General features: G+C 71.2%; 14 protein-coding genes and 1 CRISPR repeat array. Of the genes, 11 read left to right on the top strand and 3 right to left on the bottom strand.

Annotated elements, in window-relative coordinates:
• Positions 1 to 9 precede the first annotated feature (9 nt).
• Both FF096_RS11210 and FF096_RS11205 read left to right on the top strand, forming a co-directional pair.
• Positions 10 to 690: a DUF1986 domain-containing protein gene (locus tag FF096_RS11210; protein ID WP_155217180.1), complete on the top strand. Its 681-nt coding sequence runs from the start codon at positions 10 to 12 to the stop codon at positions 688 to 690.
• Positions 691 to 715: 25 nt separating this feature from the next.
• On the top strand, positions 716 to 1,279 hold the full coding sequence (locus FF096_RS11205; protein ID WP_155217178.1) for a YbjQ family protein: 564 nt from the start codon (positions 716 to 718) through the stop codon (positions 1,277 to 1,279).
• A gap of 110 nt (positions 1,280 to 1,389) precedes the next feature.
• On the opposite strand, the gene purB is transcribed toward FF096_RS11205, so the two are convergent.
• Together purB and FF096_RS11195 are read right to left on the bottom strand one after the other, a co-directional pair.
• On the bottom strand, positions 1,390 to 2,814 hold the full coding sequence (purB, locus tag FF096_RS11200; protein ID WP_309223081.1) for an adenylosuccinate lyase: 1,425 nt from the start codon (positions 2,812 to 2,814) through the stop codon (positions 1,390 to 1,392).
• Positions 2,815 to 2,903: 89 nt separating this feature from the next.
• A CRISPR array of direct repeats spans positions 2,904 to 3,166; the repeat unit is 37 nt; unit sequence GTTGCGATCCTCACCCGCTCCGGAGAGCGGGTGCAGC.
• 327 nt (positions 3,167 to 3,493) lie between these two features.
• The gene (locus FF096_RS11195) at positions 3,494 to 4,786 is read right to left on the bottom strand and encodes an acetyl-CoA C-acetyltransferase (protein WP_309223080.1); all 1,293 of its coding nucleotides are present in this window, start codon (positions 4,784 to 4,786) and stop codon (positions 3,494 to 3,496) included.
• 113 nt (positions 4,787 to 4,899) lie between these two features.
• On the opposite strand from FF096_RS11195, the gene FF096_RS11190 reads away from it, so the two are divergent.
• The 7 genes from FF096_RS11190 to FF096_RS11160 all read left to right on the top strand — a co-directional run bounded on the left by FF096_RS11190 (position 4,900) and on the right by FF096_RS11160 (position 12,016).
• Positions 4,900 to 6,273, top strand: coding sequence for a 3-oxoacyl-ACP reductase (locus tag FF096_RS11190; RefSeq protein ID WP_155217174.1), 1,374 nt, complete (start codon positions 4,900 to 4,902; stop codon positions 6,271 to 6,273).
• A gap of 89 nt (positions 6,274 to 6,362) precedes the next feature.
• Positions 6,363 to 7,253 carry a MaoC/PaaZ C-terminal domain-containing protein gene (locus FF096_RS11185; RefSeq protein ID WP_230462536.1) on the top strand — a complete coding sequence of 297 codons (891 nt, stop codon included), beginning with the start codon at positions 6,363 to 6,365 and terminating at the stop codon, positions 7,251 to 7,253.
• A 78-nt stretch (positions 7,254 to 7,331) separates the two neighbouring features.
• On the top strand, positions 7,332 to 8,090 hold the full coding sequence (locus FF096_RS11180) for an NUDIX domain-containing protein (RefSeq protein ID WP_155217170.1): 759 nt from the start codon (positions 7,332 to 7,334) through the stop codon (positions 8,088 to 8,090).
• Positions 8,087 to 9,061 carry a serine/threonine protein kinase gene (locus tag FF096_RS11175; RefSeq protein WP_155217168.1) on the top strand — a complete coding sequence of 325 codons (975 nt, stop codon included), beginning with the start codon at positions 8,087 to 8,089 and terminating at the stop codon, positions 9,059 to 9,061. The genes FF096_RS11180 and FF096_RS11175 overlap by 4 nt, the downstream gene beginning before the upstream one ends.
• Before the next feature lie 10 nt (positions 9,062 to 9,071).
• Positions 9,072 to 10,031 (top strand): hypothetical protein, encoded by a 960-nt coding sequence (locus tag FF096_RS11170; protein ID WP_155217166.1) that lies wholly within the window; start codon positions 9,072 to 9,074, stop codon positions 10,029 to 10,031.
• Complete coding sequence (locus tag FF096_RS11165; protein WP_309223079.1) at positions 10,028 to 11,359, top strand: adenylosuccinate synthetase; 1,332 nt, start codon at positions 10,028 to 10,030, stop codon at positions 11,357 to 11,359. The genes FF096_RS11170 and FF096_RS11165 overlap by 4 nt, the downstream gene beginning before the upstream one ends.
• Before the next feature lie 54 nt (positions 11,360 to 11,413).
• Complete coding sequence (locus FF096_RS11160) at positions 11,414 to 12,016, top strand: DedA family protein (RefSeq protein ID WP_155217164.1); 603 nt, start codon at positions 11,414 to 11,416, stop codon at positions 12,014 to 12,016.
• A gap of 13 nt (positions 12,017 to 12,029) precedes the next feature.
• Here the strand turns inward: FF096_RS11160 and FF096_RS11155 are convergent, their stop codons facing one another.
• Positions 12,030 to 12,668: a TetR/AcrR family transcriptional regulator gene (locus tag FF096_RS11155; protein ID WP_309223078.1), complete on the bottom strand. Its 639-nt coding sequence runs from the start codon at positions 12,666 to 12,668 to the stop codon at positions 12,030 to 12,032.
• A gap of 67 nt (positions 12,669 to 12,735) precedes the next feature.
• Between FF096_RS11155 and FF096_RS11150 the strand changes: the two genes are divergently transcribed.
• Positions 12,736 to 13,188, top strand: coding sequence for an SCP2 sterol-binding domain-containing protein (locus tag FF096_RS11150; protein WP_155217160.1), 453 nt, complete (start codon positions 12,736 to 12,738; stop codon positions 13,186 to 13,188).
• A gap of 1 nt (position 13,189) precedes the next feature.
• Positions 13,190 to 14,404: an acyl-CoA dehydrogenase family protein gene (locus FF096_RS11145; protein ID WP_155217158.1), complete on the top strand. Its 1,215-nt coding sequence runs from the start codon at positions 13,190 to 13,192 to the stop codon at positions 14,402 to 14,404.
• Positions 14,405 to 14,418 lie beyond the last annotated feature (14 nt).

Here is a 14,418-nt window from a genome sequence, read left to right as displayed (position 1 = left end):
AGCCCTCCGATGCGCATCAGATCCCTGATCGCGGTCTTCGCCACCGCCATGGCCGGCGTGCTCGGCGCCAGCTCCGGCGCCGTCGCCTCGCCCGTCACCCCCTACATCATCGGCGGCGGCACCGTCTCCTCCGCGCCGTGGGCCGCCGCGGTCTTCAGCAACGGCTCGTTCACCTGCTCCGGCACGATCATCGCGTCGCAGTGGGTGCTCACCGCGCGGCACTGCCTCGGCGGCACGATGTCGGTACGGGTCGGCAGCGTCAACCGCTCCTCCGGCGGCGTCACCCGCACGGTCAGCGCCACCTACAGCCGGTACGACCTGGCGCTGATGCGGCTGTCCAGCTCGGTGAGCACCAGCTACGTCACGCTGGCCTCCAGCAACCCGCCGATCAACTCGACGAACTCGATCTACGGCTGGGGCATGACCTGCTACAGCGGCTGCTCGGCGTCGACCCAGCTCAAGACCGCGAGCGTCCGGGTCACCAGCACGAGCGTGACCGACGCGTACGGCGGGCAGGCGATCCGGAGCACCCGGATCAACGGCAACGCGTGGCGCGGCGACTCGGGCGGCCCGCAGTTCTACAACGGCCAGCAGGTCGGGGTGGCCTCCACCGCCGACGGCCAGAGCATCCAGAACTACGGCAGCGTCGCGTACAACCGTGCCTGGATCCGCTCCGTTTCCGGCGTCTGACGGTTAGCGCCCCCCGGCGGCGCGGATGGTGGGCACTGCGCCTGCCGTCCGCGCCGCGCGGTTTTTCATCATCCGGGCAGGTGAACAGGGCTCACGTTGTGTCGCAGCCACGCCTGCCAGCATCGGAAACGTGCTGGTCGTGACGACGGATCTACTTCCCGGCTATGAGATCCGCCAGATCCTCGGCGAGGTGGTCTCCTCCATGGCCAGGACGCGCAATCCGTACCGCGAAGGGGTGAAGAACCTGCGCGGTGGCGCGTACGACCCGATGGCGCCGGACAACCTCACCCGCTGGCGTACCGACTCGGTCGCCCGCCTCGGCGAGGAGGCCCGGCGGCTCGGCGCGAACGCCGTGGTGGGGATGCGGTTCGACAGCCGCGACTGCGGCGAGATGTGGATGGAGATCTGCGCCTACGGCACCGCCGTGATCGTGGTGCCCAAAGTGCCCGACGTCATGCCTCCCGACCAGCCCCTGGTGGCCGCGGAAACCGCCCAGGACCCGGCCTTCGCCGAGGAACCCGGCGCCATCGCCGAACCGGCGAGCGCGCCCAACCTCTCCACCGCCGCCGAAACCCCCACCCGCGACTAACCCCCCACCACCACCCCCATTGCCGTGTTGATCAAGAAGTTTTCGCCTTCTCACCCGGCGTAGCGCGACCAAAACTTCTTGATCAACGCGGCAATGGGGGTGGGGTGGGGTTAGAGGATGGGGGGTGGGGAGTAGGTGGCGGCGTGGGGGTGGGACTGGACGATCTTGGCGATTCTCGCGGTGACTGCCTGGATCTGGGCGGGGGCGGCGCCGACGAAGGCGGCCCGGTCGGCGACCAGGGCGTCGATCTCGGCGCGGGTGAGGTTGAGGCGGGTGTCGGCGGCGAGGCGGTCGAAGAGGTCGTTGTCGGGGGTGCCCTTCTCGCGCATGGCCAGCGCCACCGCGACCGCGTGCTCCTTGATCGCCTCGTGGGCGGTTTCCCGGCCCACCCCCCGACGGACGGCTGCCACCAGGATCTTCGTGGTGGCCAGGAACGGTAGGAACCGCTCCAACTCCCGGTTGATCACCGCCGGGTACGCGCCGAACTCGTCCAGCACGGTAAGGAACGTCTGGAACAGCCCGTCGGCGGCGAAGAAGGCGTCCGGCAGGGCCACCCGGCGCACCACCGAGCACGAGACGTCCCCCTCGTTCCACTGGTCACCGGCCAGCTCGCCGACCATCGACAGGTAGCCCCGGATGATCACCGCGAAGCCGTTGACCCGCTCGGACGAGCGGGTGTTCATCTTGTGCGGCATCGCGCTGGAGCCGACCTGGCCCGGCTTGAACCCTTCGGTCGCCAGCTCCTGACCGACCATCAACCGGATCGTGGTGGCCAGCGACGACGGTGCCGCGGCGGTCTGCGCCAACGCGGCGAGCACGTCGAAGTCGAGCGACCGGGGGTAAACCTGCCCGACGCTGCTCAGCACCCGACTGAAGCCCAGGTGCTCGGCGATCCGACGCTCCAACTCGGCGACCTTGTCCGCGTCACCGTCGAACAGGTCGAGTTGGTCGGCGGCGGTACCCACCGGCCCCTTGATGCCCCGCAGTGGGTACCGGGCGATCAGGTCCTCCAACCGCTCGTACGCGATCATCAGCTCCTCGGCGACCGACGCGAAGCGCTTGCCCAGCGTGGTGGCCTGCGCCGCCACGTTGTGCGACCGCCCGGCCATCACCACGTCGGCGTACTCGTGGGCGTGCCCGGCCAGCCGGGCCAGCGTCGCCACCACCCGGTCCCGGATCAGCTCCAACGAGCGGCGCACCTGGAGCTGCTCGACGTTCTCGGTGAGGTCCCGGGAGGTCATCCCCTTGTGCACGTGCTCGTGCCCGGCGAGCGCGCTGAACTCCTCGATCCGGGCCTTCACGTCGTGCCGGGTGACCCGCTCCCGCTGCGCGATCGAGGCCAGGTCCACCTCGTCGAGCACCCGCTCGTACGCCTCGACCACCCCGTCCGGCACCGGCACCCCGAGGTCACGCTGGGCCCGGAGCACAGCCAGCCAGAGCCGGCGTTCCAGGCGTACCTTCTCCTCCGGCGACCAGAGGGCGACCAGCTCGGGCGAGGCGTACCGGTGGGCGAGCACGTTCGGGATCGTCGTCACGGGCACATTCTTCCGTACGCGCCCACGGCCGGGCACATCGTGGGTTCCGCGCCAGGGCGCCTCCATCGCCGGGGTCAGGACCGTCTCGTTGTTGCGATCCTCGCCCGCTCCGGAGAGCGGGTGCAGCCCCGTCGCATAGCGGCGGGTTTGCGCGCGTAGAGCGACTCGTTGCGATCCTCACCCGCTCCGGAGAGCGGGTGCAGCTGATCCGGGCACTGCCGTTCCAAGTGGGTGACGTGGTGTTGCGATCCTCACCCGCTCCGGAGAGCGGGTGCAGCCACGAGCTGCGTTACCGACAGGATCTCGCTCCAAGCTGTTGCGATCCTCACCCGCTCCGGAGAGCGGGTGCAGCGGTTTCCGACCTGGAAATATAGCTTGTGGTCGCTGACGAACGAGTCCACTCGCCAACCCATATGCCCGCTTTGCCGACAAATTTCATGTCGGAACCTCCCAGGGGTTCGTGCACACCGGAGGTTCCTAGATCATTAAGGACCCGGAGTCGCGCTACTGCTCAATGCGTTGTGCGCATGTTGAAGCAGAGCAAAGGACGCGAAGCGAAGACAGCAGACCCCGGCCGCATGACGGAGCGTGAACAAGCCCCTGCCACCGCTTCCGCAGAGCTACCCGCCGGCCGGAAGGGGAAGCGGTGCACCGGCGGGAAAAGGTTTACGGCTGGTGGTCAGCGTTCCAGGATGGCGGTGACGCCCTGGCCACCGGCGGCGCAGATGGAGATGAGGCCGCGTCCGCTGCCCTTGGTGGCGAGCAGCTTGGCCAGGGTGGCGACGATCCGACCGCCGGTGGCCGCGAACGGGTGACCGGCGGCCAGCGAGGAACCGTTCACGTTGAGCTTGTCGGTGTCGATGGCACCGAGCGGGGCGTCCAGGCCGAGCCGCTCCTTGCAGAACTCCGGTGACTCCCAGGCGGCCAGGGTCGCCAGCACCTGGGAGGCGAACGCCTCGTGGATCTCGTAGTAGTCGAAGTCCTGGAGGGTGAGCCCGGCCCGGGTGAGCAGCCGGGGCACCGCGTACGCGGGTGCCATCAGCAGACCCTCGTCGCCGTGCACGAAGTCCACCGCGCCCGTCTCCGACCAGGAGAACCAGGCCGACACCGGCAGGTTGTGCTCCCGCGCCCACTCCTCGCTGGCCAGCAGCACGGTGGAGGCGCCGTCGGTCAACGGTGACGAGTTGCCGGCGGTCATGGTGGCCCGTTCGGCGTCCGGTCCCTTGGCACCGAAGACCGGCCGCAGCGCGCCCAACTTCTCCAGGGTGGTGTCGGGCCGGAGGTTCTGGTCGCGGGTCAGCCCCAGGTAGGGGGTCATCAGGTCGTCGAAGAATCCCCGGTCGTACGCGGCGGCGAGCCGCTGGTGCGACCGCAGTGCCAGTTCGTCCTGGGCCTGCCGGTCGATGTTCCAGCGCAGCGCGGTCTGTGCGGCGTGCTCACCCATGGAGAGGCCGGTTCGCGGCTCGGCGTTACGAGGGATCTCCGGCTTGAACGGCTGGGCCGGGCGCAGCTTCGCGGCGATCTTCAGCCGCTCGCCGAGGGTCCGCGCGGAGTTGAGCTTGAGCAGCGTGCGACGCATGTCCTCGTTGACGGCGAGCGGCGCGTCGGAGGTGGTGTCGACGCCACCGGCGATGCCGACGTCGAGCTGCCCGAGGGCGATCTTGTTGGCGACGAGGATGACCGCCTCCAGGCCGGTGCCGCAGGCCTGCTGGATGTCGTACGCCGGGGTACGCGGGTCGAGCTTCGAGCCGAGCACCACCTCACGGGTCAGGTTGAAGTCCTTCGAGTGCTTGAGCACGGCCCCGGCGACGACCTCGCCGACCCGCTGCCCGGCCAGGCCGAACCGGGCGATCAGCCCGTCCAGTGCCGCGCCGAGCATGTCGGCGTTGGAGGCGCTGGCGTAACGCGAGTTGGAGCGGGCGAAGGGGATCCGGTTGCCGCCGATGACCGCGACCCGTCGAACGTTCTGCACGATCCGTCTCCTCGAAGTCTCGCCCGCAGTTTCACCTGGTTGGCATCAGGATGGGCGGGAGGTGGTCCGCCGCCCTGCTGCCAGTCTCTCTTACTCGCCAGTAGGCTACGCCTATGACCGACAGGTATGCGAGCTTCGTCCAGACGGGTGCCGGGCGGGCGCTGGTCAAGCGCCTCGGGCTGCCCGATCCGCCGCGACTGCGCCGGCACACGCCCGGCGAGCCGATCCTGCCCGGGCTGGTCCTGCTCGGTGCCGCCGAGGGCGGGCGGCTCACCGAGCCGGTCGGAAAGGCGCTGGCCGCCGCCGGGCTCGCCCTGCGCGATCCGGCCACCGCCGTGCCCGATCCGGCCACCGGTCGTACGCCGGAGAGCGCCGCCCTCGTCTTCGACGCTACCGGCATCACCGACTCGACCCAGCTGCGTCAGCTGTACGACTTCTTCCACCCGCAGGCTCGGGCCGTGCAGCCCAGCGGCCGGGTGATCGTGCTGGGCACGCCACCGGCGGAGTGCGGCACGCCGCGTGAGGCGACCGCCCAGCGGGCGTTGGAGGGGCTGACCCGCAGCATCGGCAAGGAGTTCGGCCGGGGCATCACCGCGCAGCTGGTGTACGTCACCCGGGAGGCGGACGCGGGCACCTGGACCAGCCTGGAGGCGACCCTGCGGTTCCTGCTGTCCGGTCGCTCCGCGTACGTATCGGGGCAGGTGATCCGGGTCGGTGCCGGCCAGGCCACCGCACCGGCCGACTGGGAACGCCCGCTGGACGGGCAGGTGGTGCTGGTCACCGGCGCCGCCCGGGGCATCGGCGCGGCGTTGGCCCGGGTGCTGGCCCGCGACGGCGCGACGGTGCTGGCGCTGGACATCCCGGCCGCCGGGGACGAGCTGGCCGCGGTGGCCAACGAGATCGGCGGCAGCGCCATCCAGCTCGACCTGACCGCCGCCGACGCGCCGAGCCGCCTCGCCGAGCACCTGGCCAGTCGGCACGGCCGGGTGGACGTGGTGGTGCACAACGCCGGCATCACCCGGGACAAGACCCTCGGCCGGATGGACGCCGACCGGTGGGACCAGGTCATCGACGTCAACCTGTCCAGCCAGGAGCGGATCAACGACCTGCTGCTGGAGCGGGGGCTGATCCCGGCGGGTGGACGGCTCATCGGTGTCTCCTCGATCGCCGGGATCGCCGGCAACCGGGGCCAGACCAACTACGCCACCAGTAAGGCCGGGGTCATCGGGCTGGTCGAATCGCTCGCCCCGGCGCTGCGGGAGCGGCAGATCAGCGTCAACGCGGTCGCGCCCGGATTCATCGAGACCCGGCTGACCGCCCGGATCCCGTTGATGCTGCGGGAGGCCGGACGCCGGATGAACAGCCTCGCGCAGGGCGGGCTGCCGGTGGACGTCGCGGAGACCATCGGTTGGCTGGCCTGGCCGGCGTCCGGCGCGGTCAGCGGCAACGTGGTCCGGGTCTGCGGCCAGAGCCTGCTGGGGGCGTGATGGCCGGACGCAGGAACGGCGAGGAACCGGCCGACGACCTGTCGGTCGGCGAGCTGATCGACGGTCCGACCGAGCCCCTGACACCCGAGATGTTGAACGCCGCCCGGCTTCAGGAGCCGGCCGAGCGGGCCCGGGTGGAGCTGCCGAGGCTGCCAGCGGCCGGTCCGTTGTACCGTCGTGCGCTGCTGAACGCGCTGCCCGGGGTGCGTGGCCGACGTGCTGTCGGGGTGCCGGCGGTCGAGTTGGCCGTGGGCGCGGTGGCGGTGGATCCGGAGCGGCTGGCCGACTACGACCGGGTCTGCGGGTTCCGGCTGGCCGACCGGCTGCCCGCCACCTTCCCCCACGTCATGGGCTTTCCGTTGGCGTTGCGCCTGATCACCATGCCGGAGTTCCCGATCCCGCTGACCGGGGTGGTGCACGTCGGCAACCGGATCACAGTGCGTCGGCCGGTCACCGTCACCGACCGGCTGGACTTCACCACCTGGGCGGAGAACCTGCGCCCACACGACCGGGGTCGGCAGGTGGACGTCGTACTCGTCGGGTCGATCGACGGCGAGGAGGTGTGGCGCGGCGTCTCGACGTACCTCGGGCGGGAGCGCACCTCTGGCGGCGGTGAGCGGCGCGACCCGGCCGACCGCCCCGCGCCACCGGCCGTCACCGCCCGCTGGCAGGTCACGCCCCGGGTGGGTACGGACTACGCGAGGGTCTCCGGCGACCACAACCCGATCCACACCTCACGGCTGGGGGCCCGGCTGCTCGGTTTTCCCCGGCCCATCGCCCACGGCATGTGGAGCAAGGCGCGGTGTCTCGCGGCGTTGGAGAGCCGCCTGCCGGACAGCTACACGGTGGACGTGGCGTTCAAGCTGCCGGTGCCGCTGCCCAGCACGGTGGCTTTCAGCGCCACGGCGGCCCCACCCGGCTGGGATTTCCACCTGCATGACCGGCGTGGTCGCCCACATCTGGTGGGCACCATCAGGTGAGCGGGGCCGGGCACTTGCCCGGCCCTCTCTTTTGGGCTAGGTTCTTCTCAGCTTGAGATGTTCTCCGAATGAGAGTGATTGAACGTGAACGAGCAGGAGTTCCTCGCCGCCTACGACCCGGGTGCCTACCCGTCGGTCGCGGTCACCGTCGACGTCGTCGCCCTGACCATTCGCGACGGCGTTCTGCACCTGCTGCTGATCCGGCGCGGCGAGCAGCCGTACGCCGGGCGCTGGGCGCTCCCCGGCGGATTCGTCCGGCCGGACGAGGACCTGTCCGCAGCCGCCCGGCGGGAGCTGGCCGAGGAGACCGGTCTCGACGGCGAGCCACTGCGCCGCGTCCACGTCGAGCAACTGGCCTCCTACGGTGCGCCCGACCGTGACCCCCGGATGCGGGTCGTCTCGGTCGCCCACCTCGCCTTCGCTCCCGACCTGCCGGACGCGACGGCCGGCACCGACGCCGCCGAGGCGACCTGGGTGCCGGTCACCGAGCTGGACAACCGCCAACTCGCCTTCGACCACGGCCAGATCGTCACCGACGGGCTGGAGCGGGCCCGTTCCAAGCTGGAGTACACCCCGCTGGCCACCCGGTTCCTCGCACCCGAGTTCACCATCGCCGAGCTGCGGGCGGTCTACGAGACGGTCTGGGGGGATCAGCTGCACGCCGGCAACTTCCACCGCAAGGTGCTCTCGGTGCCGGGGTTCGTGGAGAGCACCGGCGCCAGCACCGAGCGCGGCGGCAGCCGGGGCGGCCCCCGGTCCCGGCTCTACCGCGCCGGGGACGCCCGGCTGCTGCACCCCGCGCTGCTGCGCCCGGCGCGGGAGGAGGCGGTGCGATGACCACCGACGAGGCGATCCGCCTGGTCACCACCGCCCGCGACGACGACGAGCTGTTCGGCGTCGACGCGCCGGAGCGGCGCTACCGGGAACTCGTCGTCGCCCTGCACCCCGACCGGCTGGGTTGGGTGGGTCCGGGGATCCGAGCCGCCGCGATCGACGCGTTCCACCGGGTCACCACCCGCTGGCGGGCCCGGCGGGTGACCGTGCTGCGCGGTTACCGGTGCACTCGGCCCGCGTACTCCGGTGATCTCGCCGACCTGTACGACGTCGGCGCGGACCGGCTGCTCAAGCTGCCCCGGGACGCGGCCGACAACGACCTGATGGCCCGCGAGCAACGTGCCCTGCGCACGCTCGCCGAGCGGGCGGACCCGCGCTGGCTGCCGTATGTGCCCCGGCTGGTCGACACCTTCACCCACCGCGACGCCGACACCGGGGCGGAGCGACGGGTCACCGTGCTCGGCACCGCGCCCGGTCTGCACAGCCTGGTCGAGGTGAAACAGGCGTACCCGGAAGGGCTCGACGCCCGTGACGTGGCGTGGATGTGGCGACGGCTGCTGGTCGCCCTCGGCCTGGCACACCGGGCGGGCCTGGTGCACGGTGCGGTGCTGCCGTCGCACGTGCTCATCGACCCCGACGCCCACGGCCTGGTGCTGGTCGACTGGTGCTTCTCCACCGAGCCCGGCGACACCGTGCCGGCGATGGTGCCCGATCACGACACCTGGTATCCGCAGGAGGTCCTCGACCGTGGCCCGGCCGGGCCGGGCACCGACATCTTCATGGCCACCCGCTGCATGACCTGGCTGATGAGCCGCCGCGCGCCGCGTCAACTGCTCGACTTCGCCCAGGGCTGTCGGCAGCGGTTCCTGCGGTTCCGCCCCGACGACGCCTGGCTGCTGCTGCGCGAACTCGACGAGGTGCTGCACCGGCTCTACGGACCGCGCACCTTCCGACCCTTCACCCTCAACCCCTAAGGAGGCTGCCATGGGCAGCGGAGCATGGTCCACCGATGTGTACGACGCCGCCGACCGGTACCGCCGGGCCACCGGCACCAGTGCCTTCTCCTACAGCGACAGCGGAGCCCGGGTGGTGCACCCCGCGCTGGATCCGCGCGGCGTGGTGCGGGAGAGCCGGGACAGCGCGGAACACCCGCACGCCACCCCCGTCGCGGTCCTCTTCGACGTGACCGGCTCGATGGGGCACGTACCCCGCGTTCTCCAGGCCAAGCTGCCGCAGCTGCTGGGGCTGCTGCTCCGACAGGGGTACGCCCGCGACCCGCAGATCATGTTCGGCGCGATCGGCGACGCCACCTGTGACCGGGTGCCGTTGCAGGTGGGGCAGTTCGAATCCGACAACCGGATGGACGACGACCTCGGCCGGATCGTGTTGGAGGGCGGCGGTGGCGGCCAGATGCAGGAGTCGTACGAGTTGGCGCTCTACTTCATGGCTCGGCACACGGTCACCGACAGCTGGGAGAAGCGCGGCCGGCGCGGCTACCTCTTCGTCATCGGCGACGAGTTGGCGTACCCGAAGGTGAAGTCCGGCGAGGTGGCCCGGCTCATCGACGACGACCTGCGCGAGGACGTGCCGTTGCGGCGGATCGTCGACGAGGTCACCCGCCGGTGGGACACCTACTACCTGCTGCCCAGCGGCAGCCACTACTCGGGCAACCGCAAGGTGCTCGACTTCTGGCGCGACCTGCTCGGCCAGCAGGCGCTGGAACTGGACGACCTGGACGCGGTCTGCGAGACCATCGCGCTCACCATCGGTCTCGGCGAGCAGGCCATCGACCTCGACCAGGGTCTGCGGGACCTGGACCGGGCCGGTTCGGCCGCCACCGGCACCGTCTCGAAGGCACTCGCCCGGTTGACCGGACGGTCCCGGACCGAGGTGTCGAGGCTGCCCGCCAACCGGACCAGCGGTCGCGGAGTCATCCGGCTGTGAACGGCGTACGGGTGGCCCCGCGGCACGTGATCGTGGTCGACCTCGGGTACGGCGACGCGGGCAAGGGCACGGTCGTGGACTGGCTCTGCGCCACCCGGCCGGTGCGGACGGTGGTGCGGTTCAACGGGGGTGCGCAGGCGGCACACAACGTCGTGCTGCGCGACGGCCGACACCACACGTTCGCCCAGTTCGGGGCCGGCACCTTCCATCCCGGGGTGCGGAGCCACCTGTCCCGGCACGTGGTGGTGGACCCGCTGGCGCTGGCCGTCGAGGCGGACCACCTCGCCACCGTCGGGGTGCCCGACGCGTTCGACCGGTTGACCGTGGACGGGGAGGCCCTGCTGGCCACCCCGTACCACCGGGCCGCGAACCGGGCCCGGGAGCTGGCCCGTGGAGCCGACCGGCACGGTTCCTGCGGGCTGGGGGTGGGCGAGGCCGTCGCGTACGGTCTCGCCCACCCCGACCAGGCGCCCCGGGTGGCGGACTGCCGCGACCCGGAGCTGTTGCGCCGTCGGCTGACCGCGCTACGCGACCGGCTCAGCGCCGAACTCGGCCCGCTGGACGCCCCGCCGGTCGCCGACTGCCTGCCCGCGTACCTGGCCTTCGCCGAACGGGTGGAGATCGTCGACCGGAGTTGGCTCGCCGGGGAACTGCGGGCCGGGACGTGCGTCTTCGAGGGCGCGCAGGGGGTGCTGCTGGACGAGTGGCACGGCTTCCACCCGTACACGACGTGGAGCACCACCACCACCGCGAACGCCGAAGGGCTGCTGGCCGAGGCCGGTCTGGCGGGGTCGGCGACCCGGCTCGGCGTGCTCCGGACGGTCACCCCCCGACACGGCCCGGGACCGTTGGTCACCGAGGACCCGACGCTCGGGCTGGCCGAACCGCACAACGCGACGAACCCGTGGCAGGGCCGCTTCCGGTTCGGTCACTTCGACGCCGTGGCCCACGGGTACGCCCTGGCGGCCACCGGTGGGGTCGACGGCCTCGCGCTGACCCACCTCGATCTCGTCGACCAGGGTCTCGACCTGCGGATCTGCCGCCGCTACACCGATCTGGACACGCTGCTGCCGGGCCCACCCGGAGACCTTGACCGGCAGGCCGCGCTCACCGCCCGCCTACTGCGGACCAGACCGGTGTACGACGCGGCACCGCCCGCCGACTGGCCCACGGCCGTGGCGCAGGCGTTGGGCGTGCCCGTCGTGCTCACCTCCCACGGGCCGACGGCACCGGACAAGCGGGTACGCGGCGGCCTGCTCGACTCCGTGCACCCAGCCGACGGTGCGGCGGCCCGACCGACCAGGGCAATAGGCGTAAGACCCCATTAGCGGCGATCCGTCCGTCCCGCCCCGACGTGTCCGCCCGACCGCGAGCATGGATCCATGGAGGCCGCCCTTGACCTGCTCCGGCACACGCTCACCTCACCGTGGGTGTATCTGCTGCTGCTCGGGCTCACCGCGGTCGACGCGGTCCTTCCGCTGGTACCGGCCGAGGCGGCGGTCATCACCGTCACCGTCCTCGCCACCGGAGGGGAGCCCAACCTGGTGATGGTGCTCGTGGCGACCACGCTCGGCGCGGTGCTCGGTGACCATGCCTCCTACGCCATCGGGCGAGGCGGCGGATCGCGGCCGCTCGACCGCTCCCCGGCTGACAGCCGACGTCGGGCCGGATCGCAGTGGGCGCGACGGGCGGTGTGCCGACACGGCGGCATCATCCTGACCTCCGCCCGGTTCCTGCCCGGCGGGCGGACGGCGGTCACCCTGACCATGGGCGCGGTGCGCTACCCGCTGCGCCCGTTCCTGCTGTACGACCTGGTCGGTGCCGCGACGTGGGCGCTCTACTGCGTGCTGCTCGGCCTCTTCGGCGGGCTCGCCTTCGAACGCGAACCGCTGTACGGGATCCTGACCGGGATCGGCCTGTCGATCGTGGTCACCGTGCTGTTGCAGGTGGCACGCCACCTGCGGCGTCGCGCCAACCGACCCTGAGGCTCGGGTGTGGTCACCGCTCGGGCGGGTGCCAGGTGACGCCGTGCAGCAGTTGCTCCGCGCCGAGCCAGGCGACGTTCATCATCCGGGTGGCGGTCTTCTCCGGGTCGGCCTCCGGATGAGCGGCCAGCCAGTCGGCCAGTGACTCGCTGGCACCGACCAACGCGTACGCGACGAGCTCCAGTTCACCGCCGGCCACCTCGTGCCCCTCGGCACGCAGCGCGTGGTCGAGCATCCCGGCGACCACCTCCACCAGTCGGGCCCGCATCACGGCCAACTCCTGGGCGAAGGGCTGCTCGGCTCGGGCCTGCCGGTAGAGCACCGCCCAGCCGTCCCGGTGCGCGCCGACGAAGCCGAAGAACGCCCGCAACGCACGCCAGAGCCGCTCGTCGGCGGGTAGATCCGGGGCGGCGGCACCGGCGATGGCCTCCATCATCCGGGTGCTCTCCCGGTGCAGGCAGGCGACGAAGAGTTCCTCCTTGGTGCCCAGGTACGCGTACACCATGGGTTTGGAGATGCCGGCCACCTCGGCGATCTCGTCCATGCTGGCGCCGTGGTAGCCGCGTCGGGAGAAGACCCGCACCGCGGAGTCGAGCATCTGTTGCTCCCGTACGGCACGCGGGAGGCGCTTGAAGGCGGGACCGGTGGACACCTTGCGAGCATACCTACCCATGCGTAGGGTTACGCACGAGTAGCCATTGTCCGAGAGGTGCTTTGCCATGACTGACTTCGACCCGGCCAACTTCGCCGACCTCGGCCCGAAGGAGTTCGCCCAGCTCGTCAAGAAGACTCCGGATAGCAAGTTGGCCGAGGTGATGTCGGGCGACCTGCGCGGCAAGATCCTCGACGAGATCTTCGGGCGGATGCCGCAGTTGTTCCGCGCCGACCGGGCCGGCTCCACCAACGCGGTGATCCACTGGAACATCACCGGTGCTCCCGACGGCGGCAACGACACCTACGAAGAGGTCATCGCCGACGGCACCTGCACGGTCAACCAGCCCCCGCAGCACGACCCCCGGCTGAGCCTGACCCTGGGCCCGGTCGAGTTCCTGAAGATCGTCTCCGGCAGCGCCAACCCGGTCATGATGTTCATGACCGGCAAGCTCAAGGCCAAGGGTGACCTGGGCCTGGCCGCCAACATCGCGAACCTCTTCGACATCCCCAAGGCCTGACATGGTCGAGTTCTCGCTCGACCTGAACGAGGAACAGCGGGATCTGCGTGACTGGGTGCACGGCTTCGCCCGCGAGGTCGTGCGCCCGGCCGCGGCCGAGTGGGACACCCGTGAGGAGACGCCCTGGCCGATCATCCAGGAGGCGGCGAAGGTCGGGCTCTACGGCTTCGAGTTCCTCGCCACCTGCTGGGCCGACCCCACCGGGCTGTCCCTGCCGATCGCCAGCGAGGAACTGTTCTGGGGCGACGCCGGCATCGGGTTGAGCATCTTCGGCACCTCCCTCGCGGTCGCCGCCATCTACGGCTCGGGCACCCCGGACCAACTCGTCGAATGGGTGCCGCAGTGCTTCGGTGACGCCGACTCCCCGGCCGTCGCCGCCTTCTGCACCACCGAGCCGGAGGCCGGCTCCGACGTCGCCGCCATGCGTACCCGGGCCACCTACGACGAGGCCACCGACGAGTGGGTGTTGCGCGGACAGAAGGCGTACGCCACCAACGGTGGGATCGCCGGGGTGCACGTGGTGACCGCCTCGGTCGAACCCGAACTGGGCTCGCGCGGACAGGCCGCGTTCGTCGTACCGCCGGGCACCCAGGGGCTCAACGCCACCCGCAAGCTGCGCAAGCTCGGCCTGCGCGCCTCGCACACCGCCGACGTCTTCCTCGACGACGTCCGGGTGCCGGGCCGCTGCCTGCTCGGCGGCAAGGAGGCGCTGGACGAACGCCTGGCCCGCGCCCGCTCCGGGCAGCGCGCCTCCGGGCAGGCCGCGATGCGTACGTTCGAGCTGTCCCGACCCACCGTCGGCGCGCAGGCGCTCGGCGTGGCCCGAGCCGCCTACGAGTACGCCCTGGACTACGCGAAGGAGCGGGTCCAGTTCGGTCGTCCGATCATCACCAACCAGGCGGTCGCGTTCACGCTGGCCGACATGCGGATGGAGATCGACGCCGCTCGCCTGCTGGTGTGGCGGGCCTCCTGGATGGGCCGCAACAACCGGCCGTTCACCGCCGGTGAGGGCTCGATGTCCAAGCTCAAGGCGGGCGAGGTGGCCGTCTCGGTGACCGAGAAGGCGGTCCAGATGCTCGGTGGTGCCGGTTTCCTGCGGGACCACCCGGTCGAGCGCTGGTACCGCGACGCCAAGATCTACACCATCTTCGAGGGCACCTCGGAGATCCAGCGACTGGTCATCTCCCGGGCGATCTCCGGGATGCAGATCCGCTGACCGCCGGGAGGTAC

Origin of the sequence: Micromonospora sp. CP22 (genome assembly GCF_009712475.1) — a bacterium.
In the GTDB taxonomy this organism is placed as follows: domain Bacteria; phylum Actinomycetota; class Actinomycetes; order Mycobacteriales; family Micromonosporaceae; genus Micromonospora.
This window is presented reverse-complemented; position numbering and strand designations above follow the sequence as displayed.

Bases quoted from the DNA above. Each gene is read 5' to 3' on its own strand.
- FF096_RS11190 (WP_155217174.1), top strand. From the start codon at position 4,900: ATGACCGACAGGTATGCGAGCTTCGTCCAGACGGGTGCCGGGCGGGCG.
- FF096_RS11210 (WP_155217180.1), top strand. From the start codon at position 10: ATGCGCATCAGATCCCTGATCGCGGTCTTCGCCACCGCCATGGCCGGC.
- FF096_RS11145 (WP_155217158.1), top strand. From the start codon at position 13,190: ATGGTCGAGTTCTCGCTCGACCTGAACGAGGAACAGCGGGATCTGCGT.
- FF096_RS11170 (WP_155217166.1), top strand. From the start codon at position 9,072: ATGGGCAGCGGAGCATGGTCCACCGATGTGTACGACGCCGCCGACCGG.
- FF096_RS11160 (WP_155217164.1), top strand. From the start codon at position 11,414: ATGGAGGCCGCCCTTGACCTGCTCCGGCACACGCTCACCTCACCGTGG.
- FF096_RS11150 (WP_155217160.1), top strand. From the start codon at position 12,736: ATGACTGACTTCGACCCGGCCAACTTCGCCGACCTCGGCCCGAAGGAG.
- FF096_RS11205 (WP_155217178.1), top strand. From the start codon at position 716: ATGGTGGGCACTGCGCCTGCCGTCCGCGCCGCGCGGTTTTTCATCATC.
- FF096_RS11175 (WP_155217168.1), top strand. From the start codon at position 8,087: ATGACCACCGACGAGGCGATCCGCCTGGTCACCACCGCCCGCGACGAC.
- FF096_RS11185 (WP_230462536.1), top strand. From the start codon at position 6,363: ATGTTGAACGCCGCCCGGCTTCAGGAGCCGGCCGAGCGGGCCCGGGTG.